This is a genomic window from Microbacterium sp. NPDC087665 (assembly GCF_044743285.1).
Classification (GTDB): Bacteria; Actinomycetota; Actinomycetes; order Actinomycetales; family Microbacteriaceae; genus Microbacterium.
The window spans coordinates 175,985-192,025 of record NZ_JBIUWD010000001.1 but is presented as its reverse complement, the minus strand read 5'-3'; the positions used below and the strand labels follow the sequence as shown (position 1 = coordinate 192,025).

Annotated in this window: 15 protein-coding genes and 1 pseudogene; 10 read left to right on the top strand and 6 right to left on the bottom strand. The window is 68.6% G+C overall.

Going from position 1 to position 16,041, the window contains the following annotated elements; genetic code table 11:
- The first annotated feature begins 262 nt into the window (after positions 1-262).
- Positions 263-997: an endonuclease domain-containing protein gene (locus ACIOSY_RS00835; protein ID WP_400847518.1), complete on the top strand. Its 735-nt coding sequence runs from the start codon at positions 263-265 to the stop codon at positions 995-997.
- Between the two features lie 100 nt (positions 998-1,097).
- Here ACIOSY_RS00835 and ACIOSY_RS00830 read toward each other — a convergent pair whose 3' ends face one another.
- On the bottom strand, positions 1,098-1,925 hold the full coding sequence (locus tag ACIOSY_RS00830) for an alpha/beta hydrolase (RefSeq protein WP_400847515.1): 828 nt from the start codon (positions 1,923-1,925) through the stop codon (positions 1,098-1,100).
- A 126-nt stretch (positions 1,926-2,051) separates the two neighbouring features.
- Here ACIOSY_RS00830 and ACIOSY_RS00825 point away from each other — a divergent pair, with 126 nt between their 5' ends.
- The 3 genes from ACIOSY_RS00825 (at position 2,052) to ACIOSY_RS00815 (ending at position 5,237) form a co-directional block, all read left to right on the top strand.
- Complete coding sequence (locus ACIOSY_RS00825; RefSeq protein ID WP_400847512.1) at positions 2,052-2,633, top strand: TetR/AcrR family transcriptional regulator; 582 nt, start codon at positions 2,052-2,054, stop codon at positions 2,631-2,633.
- 197 nt (positions 2,634-2,830) lie between these two features.
- Entirely contained in the window at positions 2,831-3,118 is a 288-nt protein-coding gene (locus ACIOSY_RS00820) for an HU family DNA-binding protein (RefSeq protein WP_247624225.1), read from the top strand.
- A 106-nt stretch (positions 3,119-3,224) separates the two neighbouring features.
- Positions 3,225-5,237: a cytochrome c oxidase assembly protein gene (locus ACIOSY_RS00815; protein WP_400847508.1), complete on the top strand. Its 2,013-nt coding sequence runs from the start codon at positions 3,225-3,227 to the stop codon at positions 5,235-5,237.
- Between the two features lie 9 nt (positions 5,238-5,246).
- Here the strand turns inward: ACIOSY_RS00815 and ACIOSY_RS00810 are convergent, their stop codons facing one another.
- Positions 5,247-6,317 carry a hypothetical protein gene (locus ACIOSY_RS00810; RefSeq protein WP_400847505.1) on the bottom strand — a complete coding sequence of 357 codons (1,071 nt, stop codon included), beginning with the start codon at positions 6,315-6,317 and terminating at the stop codon, positions 5,247-5,249.
- A 116-nt stretch (positions 6,318-6,433) separates the two neighbouring features.
- Between ACIOSY_RS00810 and ACIOSY_RS00805 the strand changes: the two genes are divergently transcribed.
- A complete protein-coding gene (locus ACIOSY_RS00805; RefSeq protein WP_400847502.1) occupies positions 6,434-7,825 on the top strand; it encodes an ATP-dependent RecD-like DNA helicase in 1,392 nt (463 codons plus the stop codon).
- A 61-nt stretch (positions 7,826-7,886) separates the two neighbouring features.
- Here the strand turns inward: ACIOSY_RS00805 and ACIOSY_RS00800 are convergent, their stop codons facing one another.
- Together ACIOSY_RS00800 and ACIOSY_RS00795 are read right to left on the bottom strand one after the other, a co-directional pair.
- Entirely contained in the window at positions 7,887-8,534 is a 648-nt protein-coding gene (locus ACIOSY_RS00800) for a heme oxygenase (biliverdin-producing) (protein WP_400847499.1), read from the bottom strand.
- A gap of 65 nt (positions 8,535-8,599) precedes the next feature.
- Complete coding sequence (locus ACIOSY_RS00795; RefSeq protein WP_400847496.1) at positions 8,600-8,890, bottom strand: DUF2470 domain-containing protein; 291 nt, start codon at positions 8,888-8,890, stop codon at positions 8,600-8,602.
- A 121-nt stretch (positions 8,891-9,011) separates the two neighbouring features.
- Between ACIOSY_RS00795 and ACIOSY_RS00790 the strand changes: the two genes are divergently transcribed.
- Positions 9,012-10,295, top strand: coding sequence for a serine hydrolase domain-containing protein (locus ACIOSY_RS00790; protein WP_400847493.1), 1,284 nt, complete (start codon positions 9,012-9,014; stop codon positions 10,293-10,295).
- Between the two features lie 47 nt (positions 10,296-10,342).
- A complete protein-coding gene (corA, locus tag ACIOSY_RS00785) occupies positions 10,343-11,359 on the top strand; it encodes a magnesium/cobalt transporter CorA (RefSeq protein WP_400847490.1) in 1,017 nt (338 codons plus the stop codon).
- A gap of 47 nt (positions 11,360-11,406) precedes the next feature.
- Here the strand turns inward: corA and ACIOSY_RS00780 are convergent, their stop codons facing one another.
- Complete coding sequence (locus tag ACIOSY_RS00780) at positions 11,407-11,619, bottom strand: multidrug transporter (RefSeq protein WP_400847487.1); 213 nt, start codon at positions 11,617-11,619, stop codon at positions 11,407-11,409.
- Positions 11,606-12,969, bottom strand: a pseudogene (locus ACIOSY_RS00775) (APC family permease). Before ACIOSY_RS00775 ends, ACIOSY_RS00780 begins: the two are co-directional and overlap by 14 nt.
- Positions 12,970-13,146: 177 nt before the next feature.
- On the opposite strand from ACIOSY_RS00775, the gene ACIOSY_RS00770 reads away from it, so the two are divergent.
- The 3 genes from ACIOSY_RS00770 to ACIOSY_RS00760 all read left to right on the top strand — a co-directional run bounded on the left by ACIOSY_RS00770 (position 13,147) and on the right by ACIOSY_RS00760 (position 15,910).
- Positions 13,147-13,797 (top strand): MIP/aquaporin family protein, encoded by a 651-nt coding sequence (locus ACIOSY_RS00770; protein WP_400847484.1) that lies wholly within the window; start codon positions 13,147-13,149, stop codon positions 13,795-13,797.
- A 136-nt stretch (positions 13,798-13,933) separates the two neighbouring features.
- Positions 13,934-14,602, top strand: a complete 669-nt coding sequence (locus ACIOSY_RS00765) for a GPP34 family phosphoprotein (RefSeq protein WP_400847480.1) — start codon at positions 13,934-13,936, stop codon at positions 14,600-14,602.
- 276 nt (positions 14,603-14,878) lie between these two features.
- Positions 14,879-15,910 (top strand): LacI family DNA-binding transcriptional regulator, encoded by a 1,032-nt coding sequence (locus ACIOSY_RS00760; protein ID WP_400847477.1) that lies wholly within the window; start codon positions 14,879-14,881, stop codon positions 15,908-15,910.
- Positions 15,911-16,041 lie beyond the last annotated feature (131 nt).

The window sequence follows — 16,041 nt, the reverse complement described above, 5'->3', positions numbered from 1 at the left end:
CGCGTGGGGCGGACTTCTCCGTGTGGGGCGGATGCTTGTGGGCGAAATTTCCTCCCATCGAGGAGTTCTCCGCCCAACGTGTTGTTCTGCACGAGAGTCGGGAGACGGCAATAGTGCACCGAACTCGACGATCAGTCGATCCGGGCTGCCTGACCGGCGGCATCATCGACGGATGCAGGTGATCGCCGAACTCGTCGCACGAGGTGGAGTCGCGCGGATCGCGACTCTGCGGCGCCGCGGCATCACAGAACACGCATTGCGGATGGCGACTCGTCAGCGCGCCGTCGTTTCGATCTGCCGCGGCTGGGTGGCACTCCCAGGCGCCGATCCGATGCTGGTCTCCGCGGCGAAGCGCGGCGTCGTGCTCAGCTGCGTCACTCTCGCCGAGCGTCGCGGACTCTGGGTGTCAGAGGCATCCGTTCCCCATGTCGCAGCTCCACCCAAGTCGGGTCGTGCGAGCGAGGTGCGTGGCGTCGTGCACTGGAGTGCGCCGCTCATTCCGCGCGATCCGGATCTTCTCGAGGACTCCATCGAGAACGCCCTGATCCTCATCGCGCGGTGTCAGCCTCACGAAGACGCGCTCGCCACGTGGGAATCGGCCCTGCGGACGAGGGCGGTCGACCCGACCGTTCTCGGTCGTGCGCCATTGCCGCCGTCTGCACGGCGTCTGTTGGCCGAGGCGGAACCCTTCGCCGATGCCGGAACCGAGACGATCCTCCGCACGCGCCTGGCCTGGCTGCGCCTGACCATCACACCCCAGGTATGGCTCTTCGGGCATCGGGTGGACTTCGTGATCGGCGAGCGTCTCGTGCTGCAGATCGACGGCGGTCACCATGTCGGAGCGCAGCGGACGCGTGACATCGCGCACGACGCCGAGCTGATGCTGCGCGGGTATCACGTCATCCGTGTCAGCTACGACCAGCTCATGAACCAGTGGGCATCGGTGCAGAATCGCATCCTGGCCGCGGTAGCCCAGCGACTTCACCTCGCCGCGTGAGGCGGAGATCTCGGCGTTGGGAGGAGATTCGGCCCGCAGTCTTCCTCCGCACAGGGAGTTCTCCGCCCAACGCCGGGCGCCGCCCCGAGCTCGCGCCCCCTCACGCCACGGCGGCGGCGGAGTGAGAGACGGCCCAGGCGAGGGCCTTGTCGGCGATCTCCTCCCAGCCGTCCTGGCTGACGAGGCGGTGGGTGCGACCGGGGTACTCGATGCGCTCGACGATGGCAGGGCTGCCGGAGGCGAGGTACTTCTTCTCGATCGCGCGCACGATGGCCGGCGGCACCACATGGTCGATTTCGCCGGCGATGAGCAGCAGCGGGGCGCGGTCGGCGCGGGCGTAGTCGACGTGCGTGACGCCGCCCTTCTCGTTGAGCACCGAGGTCACACCTTCGAAGAAGACCCGGTTGTACGAGTTGACCGCGTACTCCTCCCACAGGGCATCGGATGCTTCGCGCGGAAGGTCGTTGCCGAACGTGAAGTGGAAGTGACGCTTCGACAGCGGCTTGGCGCCGTTGCGTCCGAACGGGTTCGAGAGGATCGGTGTGCCGGTCCACAGGGTCGAGAGGGGGAGCGCGGTGACGCCGGCCGTCTGGCCGGGGGCTACGCCCACGTAGGCGACGCCGAGGCCGCGGTCGGCGAGCATCTGCGTGAGCACTCCGCCGAACGAGTGGCCCATGATGATCGGCTTCACGGGGAGTGCGCGGATGATGCGCTCGTAGTTGTCGGCGATCTGCTTCAGGCCGATGCCCTTGAGCGCCGACGGATCGCGACGGATGTCGTCGACGGTGCGGTCGTCGATGCCGGGCCATCCGGGCACGATGACCTCGTGACCCTGAGCGCGGAACCGGTCGGCCCAGGTGTCCCAGCTCTTCGGGGTGATCCAGAGGCCGTGGATGAGGACGATGGGGGTCTTGTCGCTGCTGTTCATGTTCTTCTCCTGTGTGAGTGGAAGTGCGTTAGGCTGATAGTAGACCGAACGTTCTATCTACCGCAAGGTATTCCCGAAGAATCGAGAAATCGACGAACGGATGCCACGATGAGGGGAGGACCCCCCATGAGCACCGACACCCCGAAGCGACCCAGCCCCGCCCGCGCGCGACTGATCGACGCCGCCACCCGCCTCTTCTACGAGGAGGGCATCCACGCGGTCGGCGTCGATCGCGTGATCGCCGAAGCCGAGGTCACCCGCGCGACGCTCTACAAGCAGTTCGGCGGCAAAGAGAATCTCGTCCTCGCGTACCTGCAGAATGAGGATCGGATGCTGCGCGAGATGTTCGCCGAGGCCGGAGCATCCGTCACCGAGCCCGAACGCCTCGTCGACGCGGTGATCGCCGGCATCGTCGCCGACATCGGTCAGCGGCACACGCGCGGATGCCCCTTCATCAACGCCGCCGCCGAATATCCCGACGCCGACGGTGCGGTGCGACAGATGATCGACGAGCACAGGGAGTGGTTCCGTTCCACGCTCGAGTCGGTGGCGGTTGCTGCCGGGCTGAGTCGACCGGCAGACGTCGCCGCGTCACTCGTGCTGCTGCGCGACGCGGCCCTCGTGGGCGGATATCTCGACGGGGACGACCGCGTTTCGCCCGCTTTCGCGCGCACGGCGCGTGCCGTGATCGACGCTCACCGGGCCTGAGAAGGGCTCGAAACAGGGCCGAATCCTGTGACTGGAGTGACAAAAGTGGTGCAACACGCCCAATAAATGACCAAAACCCGCGAAATGACGCGGAAATGTGGGCGGTCATTGATACATTCAAGGCGGTCACTCGACCACGGGGCATTTGCTCCGATCCACACAACGATGCGACGGAATCCACGTCGCTGGAGGATGACATGGCTGACAAGTCCATCACCAAGACCGAGCTCGTCGCGAGCATCGCAAGCGCCACGGGCCAGAGCCAGGCCACCGTCTCGGGTGTCCTCGACGCGCTGTTCTCCACGGTCTCCGACGCCGTTGCCAAGGGCAGCAAGGTCTCGATCCCGGGCTGGATCTCGTTCGAGCAGGTCGACACCGCGGCTCGCACCGGCCGCAACCCGCAGACCGGCGCCGAGATCAAGATCCCGGCCGGCAAGCGCGTCAAGGTGACCGCTGGTTCCAAGCTGAAGGCAGCCGTCAAGTAAGACAGTTTCCTGTCGAAGGCCGTCGCCCCTCGGGGTGGCGGCCTTCGTGCGTCCGGCCAACCCGCGCAGGTCAGCCGGCACGGATGCCGCGGCTTAGGCTTGAGGGGTGAGTTCCCGCGTGCAGTCGACCCGATCGAGCGCGTCGGCGTACCGCGTCGCGGGCATCGCGATCCTCGCTGCTGCCGCCGTCGTGGGCGTCGTCGCGGCGCTGATCGTCGGCGGGGGAGCGCAGCCGCTCCTGCTGCAGGACCCGGGGCCCTTCGTGATGTGGGCGACGCCGATCGTCAAGCTCACGATGAACATCGCGGCCGCGGCCATGCTGGGCTCGCTCGTGCTGGCGCTGTTCGCCCTGAAGAGCGGCGAGAAGTCGTTCGACACGGCGCTCAACATCGCCTCGATCGGCGCGGCCGTCTTCACGATCTCGGCCGGCTTCACGGCATTCCTCACCTTCATGGCGGCGTTCAACCCGCAGCTCAGCATCGAGCGCGAGTTCGGGTCGCAGCTCGGCCGCTACCTTCTCGAGACGGCCCTCGGGCAGTCGTGGCTCATCACCACGATCTTCGGCTCGGTCATCACGGTGCTCGCCTTCGCCTGGCGCACGTGGACTCCGACGCTCATCACGGCGCTGCTCGCCGCCGCATCGTTCCTCCCGCTCGCCACCCAGGGCCACTCCGGCGAGCTGTCGGGGCACACCGTCGCGGTGAACTCGATCCTGCTGCACACGATCGGTGCGGCCGTCTGGCTGGGCGGCCTGCTGCTCATCATCGTGCTGCGTGGCCGCGACGGCATCGACACGGCCCGCCTGGTCGGCCGGTACTCGTCGCTCGCGATCGCCGCGTTCGTGGTCGTCGCGGTCTCGGGCATCGCCCGCTCGGTGGTCGCGCTCGGCGACTGGAGTCAACTCTGGACGCCGTACGGCACGATCCTCCTCGCCAAGGTGGTGTTGCTGGGCGGCATGGGTCTGCTCGGCGCCTGGTATCGCGCCCGGTTGATCCCCAAGCTCGACGGAGAGCGGGCGGCAGGGTGGTTCTGGATGCTCGTGCTCTGCGAGGTCGCGCTCATGGGTCTCGCCTCGGGCGCTGCCGCAGCCCTCGCCCGCACGCCCCCTCCGACCGGTGAAGAGGCCGCGTTCGCGCAGACCCCCGCCGAGGTGCTGACGCGGTCGGCGGTGCCGCCGGAGTTCACGCTCGACCGCTGGTTCACGTCGTGGGATCTCGACATCCTGTGGCTGGTCGCCGCCGGGTTCGGTCTGTTCTTCTACATCGCCGGCGTCATCCGCCTGCACCGGCGCGGGGATCGCTGGCCGATCCACCGCACGATCTTCTGGGTGCTCGGTCTGCTGCTGCTGGTGTGGGTCACCTGCGGCCCGATCAATGCGTACCAGGAGTACCTGTTCAGCGTGCACATGCTCGGGCACATGATGCTGTCGATGGCGATCCCGTTGCTGCTCGTCTCCGGTGCGCCGGTCACGCTGGCGCTGCGCGCCATCCACAAGCGCGAAGACGGCACGCGCGGCGGTCGGGAGTGGATCCTCTGGGCGGTGCAGTCGCCGTTCTCGCGCGTCGTCACGCATCCGTTCGTCGCCGCCGGCATCTTCATCCTGTCGCTGTGGGCGTTCTACTTCACCGACCTCGTGCGGTGGTCGATGTTCGAGCACCTCGGGCACGAGTGGATGGTCACGCACTTCCTCATCTCGGGCTACCTGTTCGTGTTGACGCTCGTCGGCGAAGACCCCATCCCGTACCGCCTGCCGTACCCGGGACGCCTGATCACCCTCATCGCCATCATGGCCATGCACGCCTTCTTCGGCGTCGCGATCATGATGCAGGAGGGGCTCATGGTCGCCGACTGGTTCGGCTCGATGGGGCGCACCTGGGGTGCGACGCCCATGGAGGATCAGTACATCGGCGGCGGTGTCGCCTGGTCGATCGGTGAGATCCCCACGCTGATCCTCGCGATCACGGTGGCGATCCAGTGGAGCCGCAACGACACGAAGGTGCAGAAGCGCCGCGACCGGCACGCCGATCGCACGGGCGAGGCCGAGCTCGAGGAGTACAACGCCCAGCTCGCTGCTCTCGCCGAACGTGACCGGCGCGAGGCCGAGCGCACGTCGCGCTGAGCCAGAGCCTCAGCCGGCGGCGGCGTCTTCGGGAGAGCCGACGCGGATCGACGCCGAGCCGTCGGGCAGGATCACGATCGTGCCGTTCACCTGGAACGGCACGTCCTCGGAGATCGGTTGGATCGATCCGTCGAAGAGCGACTTGATGTCGACCTCGATGTGGGCGACGGCATCCGTCGGGGGGATCCGCCAGTTGCCGCCGTCGGGCTCGACGGTGACAGTCGGCTGGGTCGCGATCGACCACTTCGGGGGGTTGGCGATGCGGTTGCGCACCTGCATCCCGAAGGGGCAGGCCGTCGGCTGCAACACCTCTTGCGAGGTGCAACCGGTCAGGAACTGCTCGACGCGCTCCTGAACCACGGCGATGAACTCCTCGGTGGGTTCGGTCTGCACGTCGAGCGGGGTGATCGTGAGCGGGGAGTCGGCGAGCACGCCGTGCCCGGTCGAGGTGGCGATCGCCGTGTCGACCGTCACGGCGTAGAGGCCGGGTGTGAACACGAGCAGCGGAACCGGGTCGAGCGGCGCGGCCTCGACGCCCGCCGCCGAGACCTGCCGGCGATCGACGTCGAATCCGTTCACGGCGAACTGATCGGCGCCGCGCACGGTGAGCTCGACGACGGCGAGCGGGCTCTTCGTGAACCGCCAGCGGGGCGCGACCCCTTCCCAGCCGTCCTGCTCGACCGTGAAGGTGGTGCTGCCCGGGTGGCCGGCGGCCCGATAGCTGACGGTCACCGCGGTGCCGCCCTCGACGGGCTCCTCACCGTCGATGTGCACGTCGGTCAGGGGAGCGAGCGCGGCCTGGCGCAGGAGCGCTTCGGATGCTGTCGGGTCGATGCCGGCCGTGTCGAGCGTCTCGCGGTCGACGGCGACGCCGGGCACGCGCAGCGCGTCGGCGGCCTTTCCCGACGACAGGAGGTCGAGATAGCGCGTGACGAACGCCGAAGGACCGTAGAAGTCCTTGTAGAGGGTGGCTCCGCCGGCGAAGATCGCGGCGATCAGCAGCACCCCGACGAGGGCGAGCATGGCGAGGTCGACGCCGAGGCGCGCGCGCCCACGCGCCGTAGACTCCACCCCGTCCATGCCGTCAGTCTATGAGGGTGTCCTGAGACGAAGCCGAGCGCCGCGATGCCAGGGCGGATGCCGGGCCGTAGCATGGTGTGGCGCCCCGTATCCGTCCGCTTCCCTCTGTGAGATCCGTGTCCCTTCCTGCCCTGTCCGACGAGCAGCACGAGCTGTTCCGTCTCATCGAGGACACCAGCGAGCACGTCTTCATCACGGGGCGCGCGGGCACCGGAAAGTCCACGCTCCTGCAGTACTTCGCATGGAACACGAAGAAGCAGATCGCGATCTGCGCGCCGACGGGAGTGGCGGCGCTCAACGTCGAGGGGCAGACGATCCACTCGCTGTTCCGCCTGCCGATCGGACTCATCGCCGACGGCGACATCGATCAGAACGACGCGACCCGGCGCATCCTCAACGCCATCGAGACGCTGGTCATCGACGAGATCTCGATGGTCAACGCCGACCTGATGGATGCCATCGACCGCTCGCTGCGCCAGGCGCGCGGCCGCCGGGGCGAACCGTTCGGCGGCGTGCAGGTCGTCATGTTCGGCGACCCGTATCAGCTCGCCCCCGTGCCGCCCCGCGGCGACGAGGCCCGGTACGTGAAAGACCACTACCGCTCGTTCTGGTTCTTCGACGCGAAGGTGTGGACCGGCGGCACGACCGACGGACAGACCCAGCAGCAGGGCCTGTTCGAGGTCGACACCCGGGCCGAGCTGCACGTGCGCGAGCTCGTGCAGATCCACCGCCAGTCCGATGACGGATTCAAAGCGATGCTCAACGCGGTGCGGTACGGGCGGGTGACGGCCGAGATCGCGGGTGTGCTGAACAGTCACGGTGCGCGCCCGGCGCCCGACCCCGAACCGGGCGAAGTGCCGATGATCACCCTCGCGACCCGCAACGACATCGTCAACGGCATCAACACGCGTCACCTCGCCGCTCTCCCGGGCAAGGAGCAGACCGCGCGCGCCGAGGTGAGCGGAGAGTTCGGCCGGGGCGAGGCCTCGCTGCCCGCCGAATCGGAGCTGAGACTCAAGGTGGGCGCGCAGGTGATGTTCCTGCGCAACGACACCGCGATGTCGGGGGAGCCGCCGCGCTGGGTGAACGGCACGATCGGCACGGTCATCCGCATTCTCGGCAATGCGGTGCGCGTCGACATCGACGGCGAAGAGGTCGATGTCGAGCCAGCCGTCTGGGAACGGTTCCGCTATGCCTACGACGCCCACACCAAGAAGCTCAGCCGCGACGTCGTCGCCGAGTTCACGCAGTTCCCGCTGCGGTTGGCGTGGGCGGTGACGATCCACAAGTCGCAGGGCAAGACCTACGACCGTGCCGTCATCGATCTCGGATCGGGTGCGTTCGCCCCGGGGCAGACCTACGTCGCCCTCAGCCGGCTGACGTCGCTCGAGGGGCTGTACCTGTCACGCCCGCTGCGCCCGAGCGACATCCGCGTCGACGAAGATGTGCGCCGGTTCATGCGCGACGCCTGGCTCGCGGCATCCACCCCGGAGATCCCGAAGGGTTGACCCTCAGGGCGGCGCTTTGACAGGCTCAGCGACCCAGTGGGGCCCTGAGCCTGTCGAAGGGTCAGGCCGCGGCGCGGGCCCGGTCGAGGTCTTCGAAGAGCTCGGTGTTGAAGCGGTAGGCGAGCAGCACCTCGTCGATCACGCGCTCGCGCTCGGCGTCGTCCCACGGGGCCGCGTCGAGCTGGTCGCGGTACACGTCTTTGAAGGCCGACGGGTCGGCGATGTCGTCGAAGAGGTAGAAGCCGATGCCGTTGGTCTCGAAGCCGAAACGGCGGGCCATCACGCGGCCGATGAAGATGCCACCGGAGAGGTCGCCGAGGTAGCGCGTGTAGTGGTGTGCGACGAAGCCGCCCACCCAGGTCGCGCCCACCTGGTTGATGCGCTCGACGTAGCGCTGCGTCGTGGGCAAGGCCACGATCTGCTCGCGCCAGTCGGCACCGAGCAGGAACTCGAGGTCGGCTTCGAGGGCGGGCAGGCGGGTGAGCTTGTCGCTGATGAAGACGGCGGCCACCGGGTCCTGACGCATGCGGTCGCCCGTGGCCTCGAGGGCTTCGTAGATGAAGTAGTGCTGAGCGACGAGCGAGATATAGTCCTCGCGGGAGCCCTCGCCCTTCAGGAGGTCGGACATGAAGCCGGCGGTCTCGCTGCGGGAGTGCGATCCGGACGAACGCTCGCGCAGGGCGGCGGAGAAGGAGAGGATCTCGGACATGGTCTCAGTGTAAGGGTTACCTAAGTCCCGGCGAAACCCGCAATGTCACGCGGCGTCGCGGGTGCTCAAGCGTGCGGGCGGGGCTCGATGCCCAGGCGTTCGCACGCGGCGTCGTACAGGGCGACGATCTCGCGCCGCACCTCGGGGCGCTCGGTGATCGACCCGCCCGGCCAGGCCACCACGAGCTCTTCCGTCTCGCCGCCACGGGTCACCTGCCAGGTGCCGCCGTCGCCGTCGAACCCGGTCATGACGACGGCGGTGATCTCGGCATCCGTCTCCCCGCCGAAGGCGCGCGCGATCAACAGGTTGTCGTCGGTGTGGTCGTCGTTCATGTGGTGGAGCACGGCGGCGGTCACGGTATCATCGAAGATGTGGGGCACTCCTTCACCCTAGAACGAGAGCGGATGCGGCGGCTCGATGTCGTCTTTCAGGAAGCTCGCTCTAGACTCGGGAGACACATCCCCGGGGGTTTCTTCTATGCAGCTTCTCTCGTCGCGCCGGTGGCGCGCCGCAGCAGCCAGCGCTGTCGTGCTCGGTCTCATGCTCACCGGATGCTCCAGTGAGGAGACATTCACCTACACGCCGCCGACGCAGGTCGACGGCGCGCTTCCCGACGACATGGTCGCCCAGATGCAGGCCGCGGTCGACAACGCCATCGTCGCCTCGGGTTCGTCCGCCGCCATCGTCGGCGTGTGGGCACCGTGGAGCGGCCAGTGGGTGACCGGCGTCGGCAGCCAGGAGCCGGGCGGTGAGACCCCGGTCGATGTCGACATGTCGTTCCGCATCGCTGATGTCACCCGCCTCATGACCTGCGACGTGCTCTACGCGCTCGCCGACGAGGGCACCGTCGAGCTCGACGCGCCCGTTCCCGAGTACGTGGCGGGTGTCGCCGACCTGAAAGACGTCACCCTCCTCGACCTGTGCAACGGCACCAGCGGCGCCAGCTCGTCGGAAGAGACCGTCAAGGGCGCGTGGATCAACACCCCCGAGCGCGTCTGGACTCCGCTCGAACTCGCGTCGTTCGGCCTCTCGCACGGGCGCATCCCCCCGCACACGACCTACCGCGACTCCGATTCCGGGTACCTGCTGCTGGGCCTCGCGCTCGAGCGCGCGTCGGGGATGTCGGCATCCGAGCTGATCGCCGAGTATGTGACCGAGCCCCTGGGCCTGGCCAGCACGTCGCTGCCCGATCCGGTCGCTGCCCCGCCGTCGAGCGGACCCGTGCTCAACGGCCACTACCTCAACGCCGTCGAGGGCGGATACAACTGCGCAGCGCCCGTCGACATCACCACGCTGTCGTCGAGCACCGGGTTCACCGACTCGGGCGCCGTGTCGACCATCACCGACCTCGGTCGCTACGCGCAGGCCGAGGCGGCGCAGGTGCTGCGCACCGAGGAGAAGCCCGACCGCTTCGGCGCACCGCTCCCCGCCTACCAGGACGCCCCGTCGTGGCACCAGGCGACGGGCGGCGGCTTCATCGTCGGTTCGATGATCGGCCAGCAGGGCTGGACTCCGGGCTATGCCACGGCGGCCTACTCCGACCCCGCGACCGGCTTCACCGTCGCCGTGGTGCTGAACAACTCCACGGCGGGCGCCGGCATCGCGCAGTCGCTCGCGTGGGAGCTCGCGGCCATCGCCTCGAAGGCGCCCGCCGCGTCGGGCGAGGCCGCACCCGAGTTCGGTCTGCCGTTCACCGCCGAGCAATATCACCAGTCGATCACCGACTCGGCGATCCCCTGCGTCGCTCCTCCCGTGGAGTGATCTCGCACTGACATCGCGCGGCGGTGTCGCCGCGCCGGGAGGGTTCCATGGCGATCATCGACAATGCGATCTACGTCGACGGCGTGCGCACCGCGAACCCCCACAGCCTCAGTGAGACGTTCGAGACTCTGCGCGAGCGCGGCGGAATGGGGTGGATCGGGCTCTACCGGCCCAGCGAGCAGGAGATCCGCGAGGTCGCCGAGGAGTTCGGCGTGCACGCGCTCGTCGTCGAAGACGCCCTCTCGGGGCACCAGCGGTCGAAGCTCGAGCGCTACGGCGAGGTGCTCTTCATGGTGCTGCGGCCGGCGCGCTATCTCGACGCCACCGAAGAGGTGGAGTTCGGCGAGGTGCACGTGCTGGTCGGGCCCGATTTCGTCGTGACCATCCGTCACGCCGAGTCGCCCGACCTCGGGCGCGTGCGCCGCAGGGTCGAGGGCGACCCCGCCCTGCTGAAGCACGGCCCGGAGGCGGTGCTGTACGCGATCCTCGACGAGGTGGTCGACGAGTACTCGCCGGTGCTGGCCGGGCTCGAGAACGACATCGACGAGATCGAGAGCCAGCTCTTCGAAGACGGCGTCGATGCGACGCAGCGCATCTATGAGCTGGGGCGCGAGGTCATCGACTTCCAGCGGGCGACGCAGCCGCTGTCGGGGATGCTCGAGGCTCTGCTGCGGGGATCCGACAAGTATCGGGTCGACGAGGAGCTGCAGCGGTATCTGCGCGACGTGCTCGATCACACGCTGCGCATCGCCGACAAGGCGACGACCTTCCGCACCGTGCTCGACAACGCGCTGACGGTGGAGTCGACGATCGTCGCCCGCCGGCAGAACGAAGAGATGCGGCGCATGACCGAACTCAGCATCCGTCAGAACGAAGAGGTCAAGAAGATCTCCGGATGGGCCGCCATCCTCTTCGCGCCGACGCTCGTCGGAACCATCTACGGCATGAACTTCGATCACATGCCCGAGCTGCACTGGATGCTCGGCTACCCCATGGCGCTCGGCCTGATGCTCGCGATGGGGCTTGGCCTGTACGCGGCGTTCAAGCGCAAGGGCTGGCTGTAGCGCTCACCCGGTTCCTGAGCGAGCGCAGCGAGACGAAGGGCTGCGCTCTACTCGCCGTCGGCTTCGGGCATCCCGGGGCCGGGCCCCGGACGCACGTCGGCATCGGGAGCGATGTCGATGCGGGTGTTCCCGTCGTGCTCGGTGACCTCGATGCGCGGGTCGGCATCCGCCTCGGTCGCCTCGGGGGCGGTCGTCAGCTGATCGTGGCGGTTCTGCTCGAACGTCTCGCCGTCGTCGCCGGTCGTGTCACGCGTTGTCATCATCGTGCTCCTTCTGGGTGGTGGTGGTCTTCTCGGTGCGTCGTCGCGCGAGTCGGGTGATGAGGAAGAGCAGGGCGCCGACGGCGAGCAGGATCGCGCCGAACAGCCAGACCTGCGGGCGCTGCTGGGTGAACAGCAGGATGCAGGAGAGGATGCCGAGCACGGGCACGAACGTCCAGACGCGGAAGTGATCGTGCTCGACCTTGTCGCGGCGCAGCACCAGCACCGACACGTTCGCGCTGAGGAACACGATCAGCAGGAGCAGCACGACGGTCTCGGCGAGCGTCTGCAGGTCTCCGACGAGCGTGAGCCCCATCGCGACGAGCGTGGTCGTGAGAATCGCGACCCCGGGGTCTTGCGTTTCGGCAGAACCCGCGCGAGGGCGCTGGGCAGAAGCTTCTGCTCGGCCATCCCGTAGGTGAGGCGGCTGACCATGATCATCGTCAGCAGGGCGCCGTTCGCGACGGCGATGAGGGCGATCAGGCTGAACAGCCACGACGGGATGCTCGCCCCGGTCGCCTCGACGACGGCGAGGAGCGGTCCGGACGAATCCTGCAGCTCGGATGCCGGCAGGGCGATCGAGCTCGCGAGGCCGACGAGCACGTAGACGACGCCGGCGGTGATGAGCGAGGCGAACAGCGCGCGCGGGTAGGTGCGGCTGGGGTTCTTGACCTCTTCGATCATGTTCGCCGACGTCTCGAAGCCCACGAAGGAGTAGTACGCGATCACAGCACCCGCCAGCACGGCGATGGCCGCGGGGGTGCCTTCCGGTGTCTCGACGACCCGCGAGATGTCGCCGCCGCCCCCGCCGAAGAACATCGCGACCACGACGATCACGATCACGAGGCCGCTCAGCTCGATGGCCGTCATGACGAGGTTCGCACCGAGGGATTCGCGGATGCCGCGCGCATTGAGCAGCGCGATGACGGCGAGGAACACGATCGCGACCGGTGTCGTCGGAAGGTCGAAGAAGGTGCCGAGGTAGTCGCCGGCGAACGCGATCGACAGCCCCGCAGCGCTCACGACACCGGCGGCGAGCATGCTGAACCCGACGAGGAACGAGATCACCGGGCTGCGGAACGCCCGCTCGGCGAACACGGCGGCCCCGCCCGCGCGCGGGTACTTCGTGACGAGTTCGGCGTACGAGCCCGCAGTGAGCAGGGCGAGCAGCAGGGCCACGAGCAGGGGCGCCCACAGCATCCCGCCGACCGTCTCCGACAGCACGCCCATGAGCGCATAGATGCCCGCCCCGAGCACGTCACCCAGGATGAAGGCGAAGAGGAGGGGGCCGGTGATGGCCCGGCGCAGCCGCGTGGGCGCCTCGGCGTCCGGAGTGGTCTCGATGGTCATGCGAGCACGCTATTGCCGACGCGCCGGTACTGGCGACGGGGTTGACAGCGGCCGTCTCTCCCAGCAGGTTCACAGATTGCCCGCGCGGCGACGACGGCCGGCCGCGCTCGAACGCTATGTTTCAGCCGGCGGTCCGGGGGGATCGCGCATCATCAGACTGATCAGAAACGGGTTCTCATGACCGGTACCGCACGCAAGGCGCTCGCAGAAGCGCTCGCCACCTTCCTCTTCGTCCTCAGCATCATCGGCGCGGTCAACAGCGGCAGCCCGCTGACGCCGCTCGCGATCGGCTTCGCCCTCGCCGTGCTGATCTTCGCCACCGGGCACATCTCGGGCGCGCACCTCAACCCGGCCGTCTCGGTCGGCGTGTTCCTGCGCGGAGGCCTCAGCGTCGTCGACCTGGTCGCGTACATCATCGCCCAGGCCATCGGCGGCGTGCTCGCCGCTCTCGTCAGCTCGGTCTGGTGGGCTCCGTCCGAGACCGCGATGGTCATCGACATCTGGCCCGCGTTCCTCGTCGAGGCGATCTTCACGCTCTTCCTCGTCTATGTCGTGCTCAACGTCGCCACCTCGAAGGAGACCGCGGGCAACTCGTTCTACGGTCTCGCGATCGGTGGCGTCGTCTTCGTCGGCGCCACGACCGTCGGCTCGATCTCGGGCGGCGGGTTCAACCCGGCCGTCGCGCTCGGCCTCTCGGTCAGCGGTCACTTCGCATGGAGCTCGCTGTGGCTCTACATCCTCGCCCCGATCGTCGGTGGCGCCATCGCCGCGATCCTCTTCCGCGTGCTGAACACCGACGATGCCAAGAAGGTCGCCGCCGCGGAGTAACTCTTCTCCCAGGGACGCCCTTCGCCTCGCACCCGCGAAACGAAGGGCGTTCTCACGTTCGGGCTCCGGGGCTCGGGGCGAAGCATCCGTCGCGCGGGGGATGCGGCAGGCGCAGGCGGCGTCGTAGCGTGAGGGCATGTTGATCGTCGAGGAACTCCACCTGCTGCTGCTCCGGCCGGACGGACGCGTCGAGCCGTCAGCCGGCGGCTACCGTCCGTATGGCGAGATCGCCGCCGTCATCGTCGACCTGGTCCTGCACGGCCGGGTGCGCATCGGCGAAGGGAGGAACCCGGCCGTCGACGTTCTCTCGACCGAGCCGACCGGGCATCCGGTGCTCGATGCCGCGCTGGCGCGATTGGCTCCGCTGAGCGGCAAGAAGCTGCAGTCCCTCGTCGTTCGGTCGAAGCTCGATCCGCTCGACGACGTGGTCGCCTCGCTCGTCGCGCAGGGCGTGCTCGCCCACGGGGAGCGCGGCTTCTTCGGCTGGGGCGCCGAGCGCACCCCGGAGTCCGATCCCGGCCCCGAGATGCTGCTGCGTTCGCGGCTCGCCGGGGTGATCGCCGGTTCGGTGGCTCCCACGCAGGCCGACCTGACGCTGCTCGCGATCCTGCAGGGGCTCAATGCCGCGCATCCTCTGATGCGCCCCGAGGTGGGCGACCTCTCGGCGGGCAAGCTCAAGAAGCGCATCGAAGAGCTCGCGGAGTCGTCGCCGGCCGGAGATGCGGTGGCGGGGGCGGTGACCTCCGCGATCATGGTCGTGATGATGGCGGCCATGACCCCGGTGATCGTCGCGACGGTGAGCTGACGCTCGCGAGATCCGCGATCCGGGGTTGGCAGTGGGGGCCTGAGCCCGTCGAAGGGCCCGCACCGCACTGCATAACTCCTCAGATTCTGCAGCACCGGGGCGGATTCGGCGCGTTCCGGCCCGTTCCGGCCCGTTTCTGAGGAACTATGCGCGGGGCCGCCGTACCTAACTCAGGAAAAACTCCCGATTCGGGTCGGATATCGGGCGTTTCGGGTGGTTTCCGGCCCGAATGTCCTGAGTTAGGGACGGGATGCCGCGCCGCCTAGACTCCTCGACGTGACGGAGATCAACGGACGGGCGGTCGGTGTGCGCGATGTCGCCGCGCTCGCCGGGGTGTCGCGGCAGACCGTCTCGCGGGTGCTGAACGAGCATCCCGACGTCGCCGAACCCACGCGCGAGCGTGTGCTGCAGGCGATGGGCGAGCTCGGCTACCGCATGAACAACGCGGCCCGTGCGCTGGGCACCCGCCGGTCCCGCACGCTCGGGGTGCTCGCGTCGGACGCCCTGCAGTTCGGCCCGTCGCGCAGCATCGCGGCGATCGAGGCATCCGCTCGCGCAGCGGGGTATTGGGTGAGTGCGGCGTTCGCGGATGCCGATGACGCGGCGTCCGTCTCGTCGGCTGTCGACCATCTGGTGGCGCAGGGGGTCGAGGGCATCCTCGTGGTCGCACCGCACGCCCGCACGCTGCGGGTGCTCGAGACGGTGACCGCCGGCGTGCCGATCGTCACACTGCACTCCGCCGGTCACGATGCGCGCGGTGTCGGCGTCGATCAGGTCGCCGGGGCACGGCTCGCGGTCGGGGTGCTGGCGGATGCCGGACACACGCGCATCGCGCATCTCGCCGGCCCCGCGGACTGGCTCGAGGCGGAATCGCGAGCCGAGGGGTTCGCCGCCGAGCTCGCGGTGCGAGGCCTCGTGCCCGCCCTGACGATCGCCGGCGACTGGACCGCACGTGCCGGCTACGAGGCCGCGCCCGCGTTGCGCGCGGCCGGTGCCACGGCGGTGTTCGCGGCGAATGATCAGATGGCGCTCGGCCTGCTCGGCGCGCTGCACGCGGCCGGAGTCGCGGTGCCGGGGGAGATGAGCGTGGTGGGCTTCGACGACGTGCCCGAGGCGGCGTTCGCGTGGCCCCGGCTCACGACCGTGCGGCAGGACTTCGACGAGTTGGCGCGCCGAGCGGTGGCGGCGGTGATCGCGGGGGATGCCGCGGCATCCGCGTCGGCGATCGTGCCCGAGCTCGTCGTGCCCGAGCTCGTCGTGCCAGAGCTCGTCGTGCGCGACTCGGTGGCGGCGCCTCCTCTCCGGTGAGAGGTCAAGACACGCCGCATGAGGGCATCCGCGTGCGGCGTGTCTTGACCCCTCGCCGGCTGCGGCCTTGACCCCGCTGCACGCCCGGTCGTAGGCTTCCCGTGACACGAACTGTGACCGGTCACAGTCCA

What these genes read in the sequence shown, in the direction of transcription:
- ACIOSY_RS00835 (WP_400847518.1), top strand. Translation starts at nt 263, where the DNA reads ATGGCGACTCGTCAGCGCGCCGTCGTTTCGATCTGCCGCGGCTGGGTG.
- ACIOSY_RS00830 (WP_400847515.1), bottom strand. Translation starts at nt 1,925, where the DNA reads ATGAACAGCAGCGACAAGACCCCCATCGTCCTCATCCACGGCCTCTGG.
- ACIOSY_RS00825 (WP_400847512.1), top strand. Translation starts at nt 2,052, where the DNA reads ATGAGCACCGACACCCCGAAGCGACCCAGCCCCGCCCGCGCGCGACTG.
- ACIOSY_RS00820 (WP_247624225.1), top strand. Translation starts at nt 2,831, where the DNA reads ATGGCTGACAAGTCCATCACCAAGACCGAGCTCGTCGCGAGCATCGCA.
- ACIOSY_RS00810 (WP_400847505.1), bottom strand. Translation starts at nt 6,317, where the DNA reads ATGGACGGGGTGGAGTCTACGGCGCGTGGGCGCGCGCGCCTCGGCGTC.
- ACIOSY_RS00800 (WP_400847499.1), bottom strand. Translation starts at nt 8,534, where the DNA reads ATGTCCGAGATCCTCTCCTTCTCCGCCGCCCTGCGCGAGCGTTCGTCC.
- ACIOSY_RS00790 (WP_400847493.1), top strand. Translation starts at nt 9,012, where the DNA reads ATGCAGCTTCTCTCGTCGCGCCGGTGGCGCGCCGCAGCAGCCAGCGCT.
- corA (WP_400847490.1), top strand. Translation starts at nt 10,343, where the DNA reads ATGGCGATCATCGACAATGCGATCTACGTCGACGGCGTGCGCACCGCG.
- ACIOSY_RS00780 (WP_400847487.1), bottom strand. Translation starts at nt 11,619, where the DNA reads ATGACAACGCGTGACACGACCGGCGACGACGGCGAGACGTTCGAGCAG.
- ACIOSY_RS00770 (WP_400847484.1), top strand. Translation starts at nt 13,147, where the DNA reads ATGACCGGTACCGCACGCAAGGCGCTCGCAGAAGCGCTCGCCACCTTC.
- ACIOSY_RS00765 (WP_400847480.1), top strand. Translation starts at nt 13,934, where the DNA reads ATGTTGATCGTCGAGGAACTCCACCTGCTGCTGCTCCGGCCGGACGGA.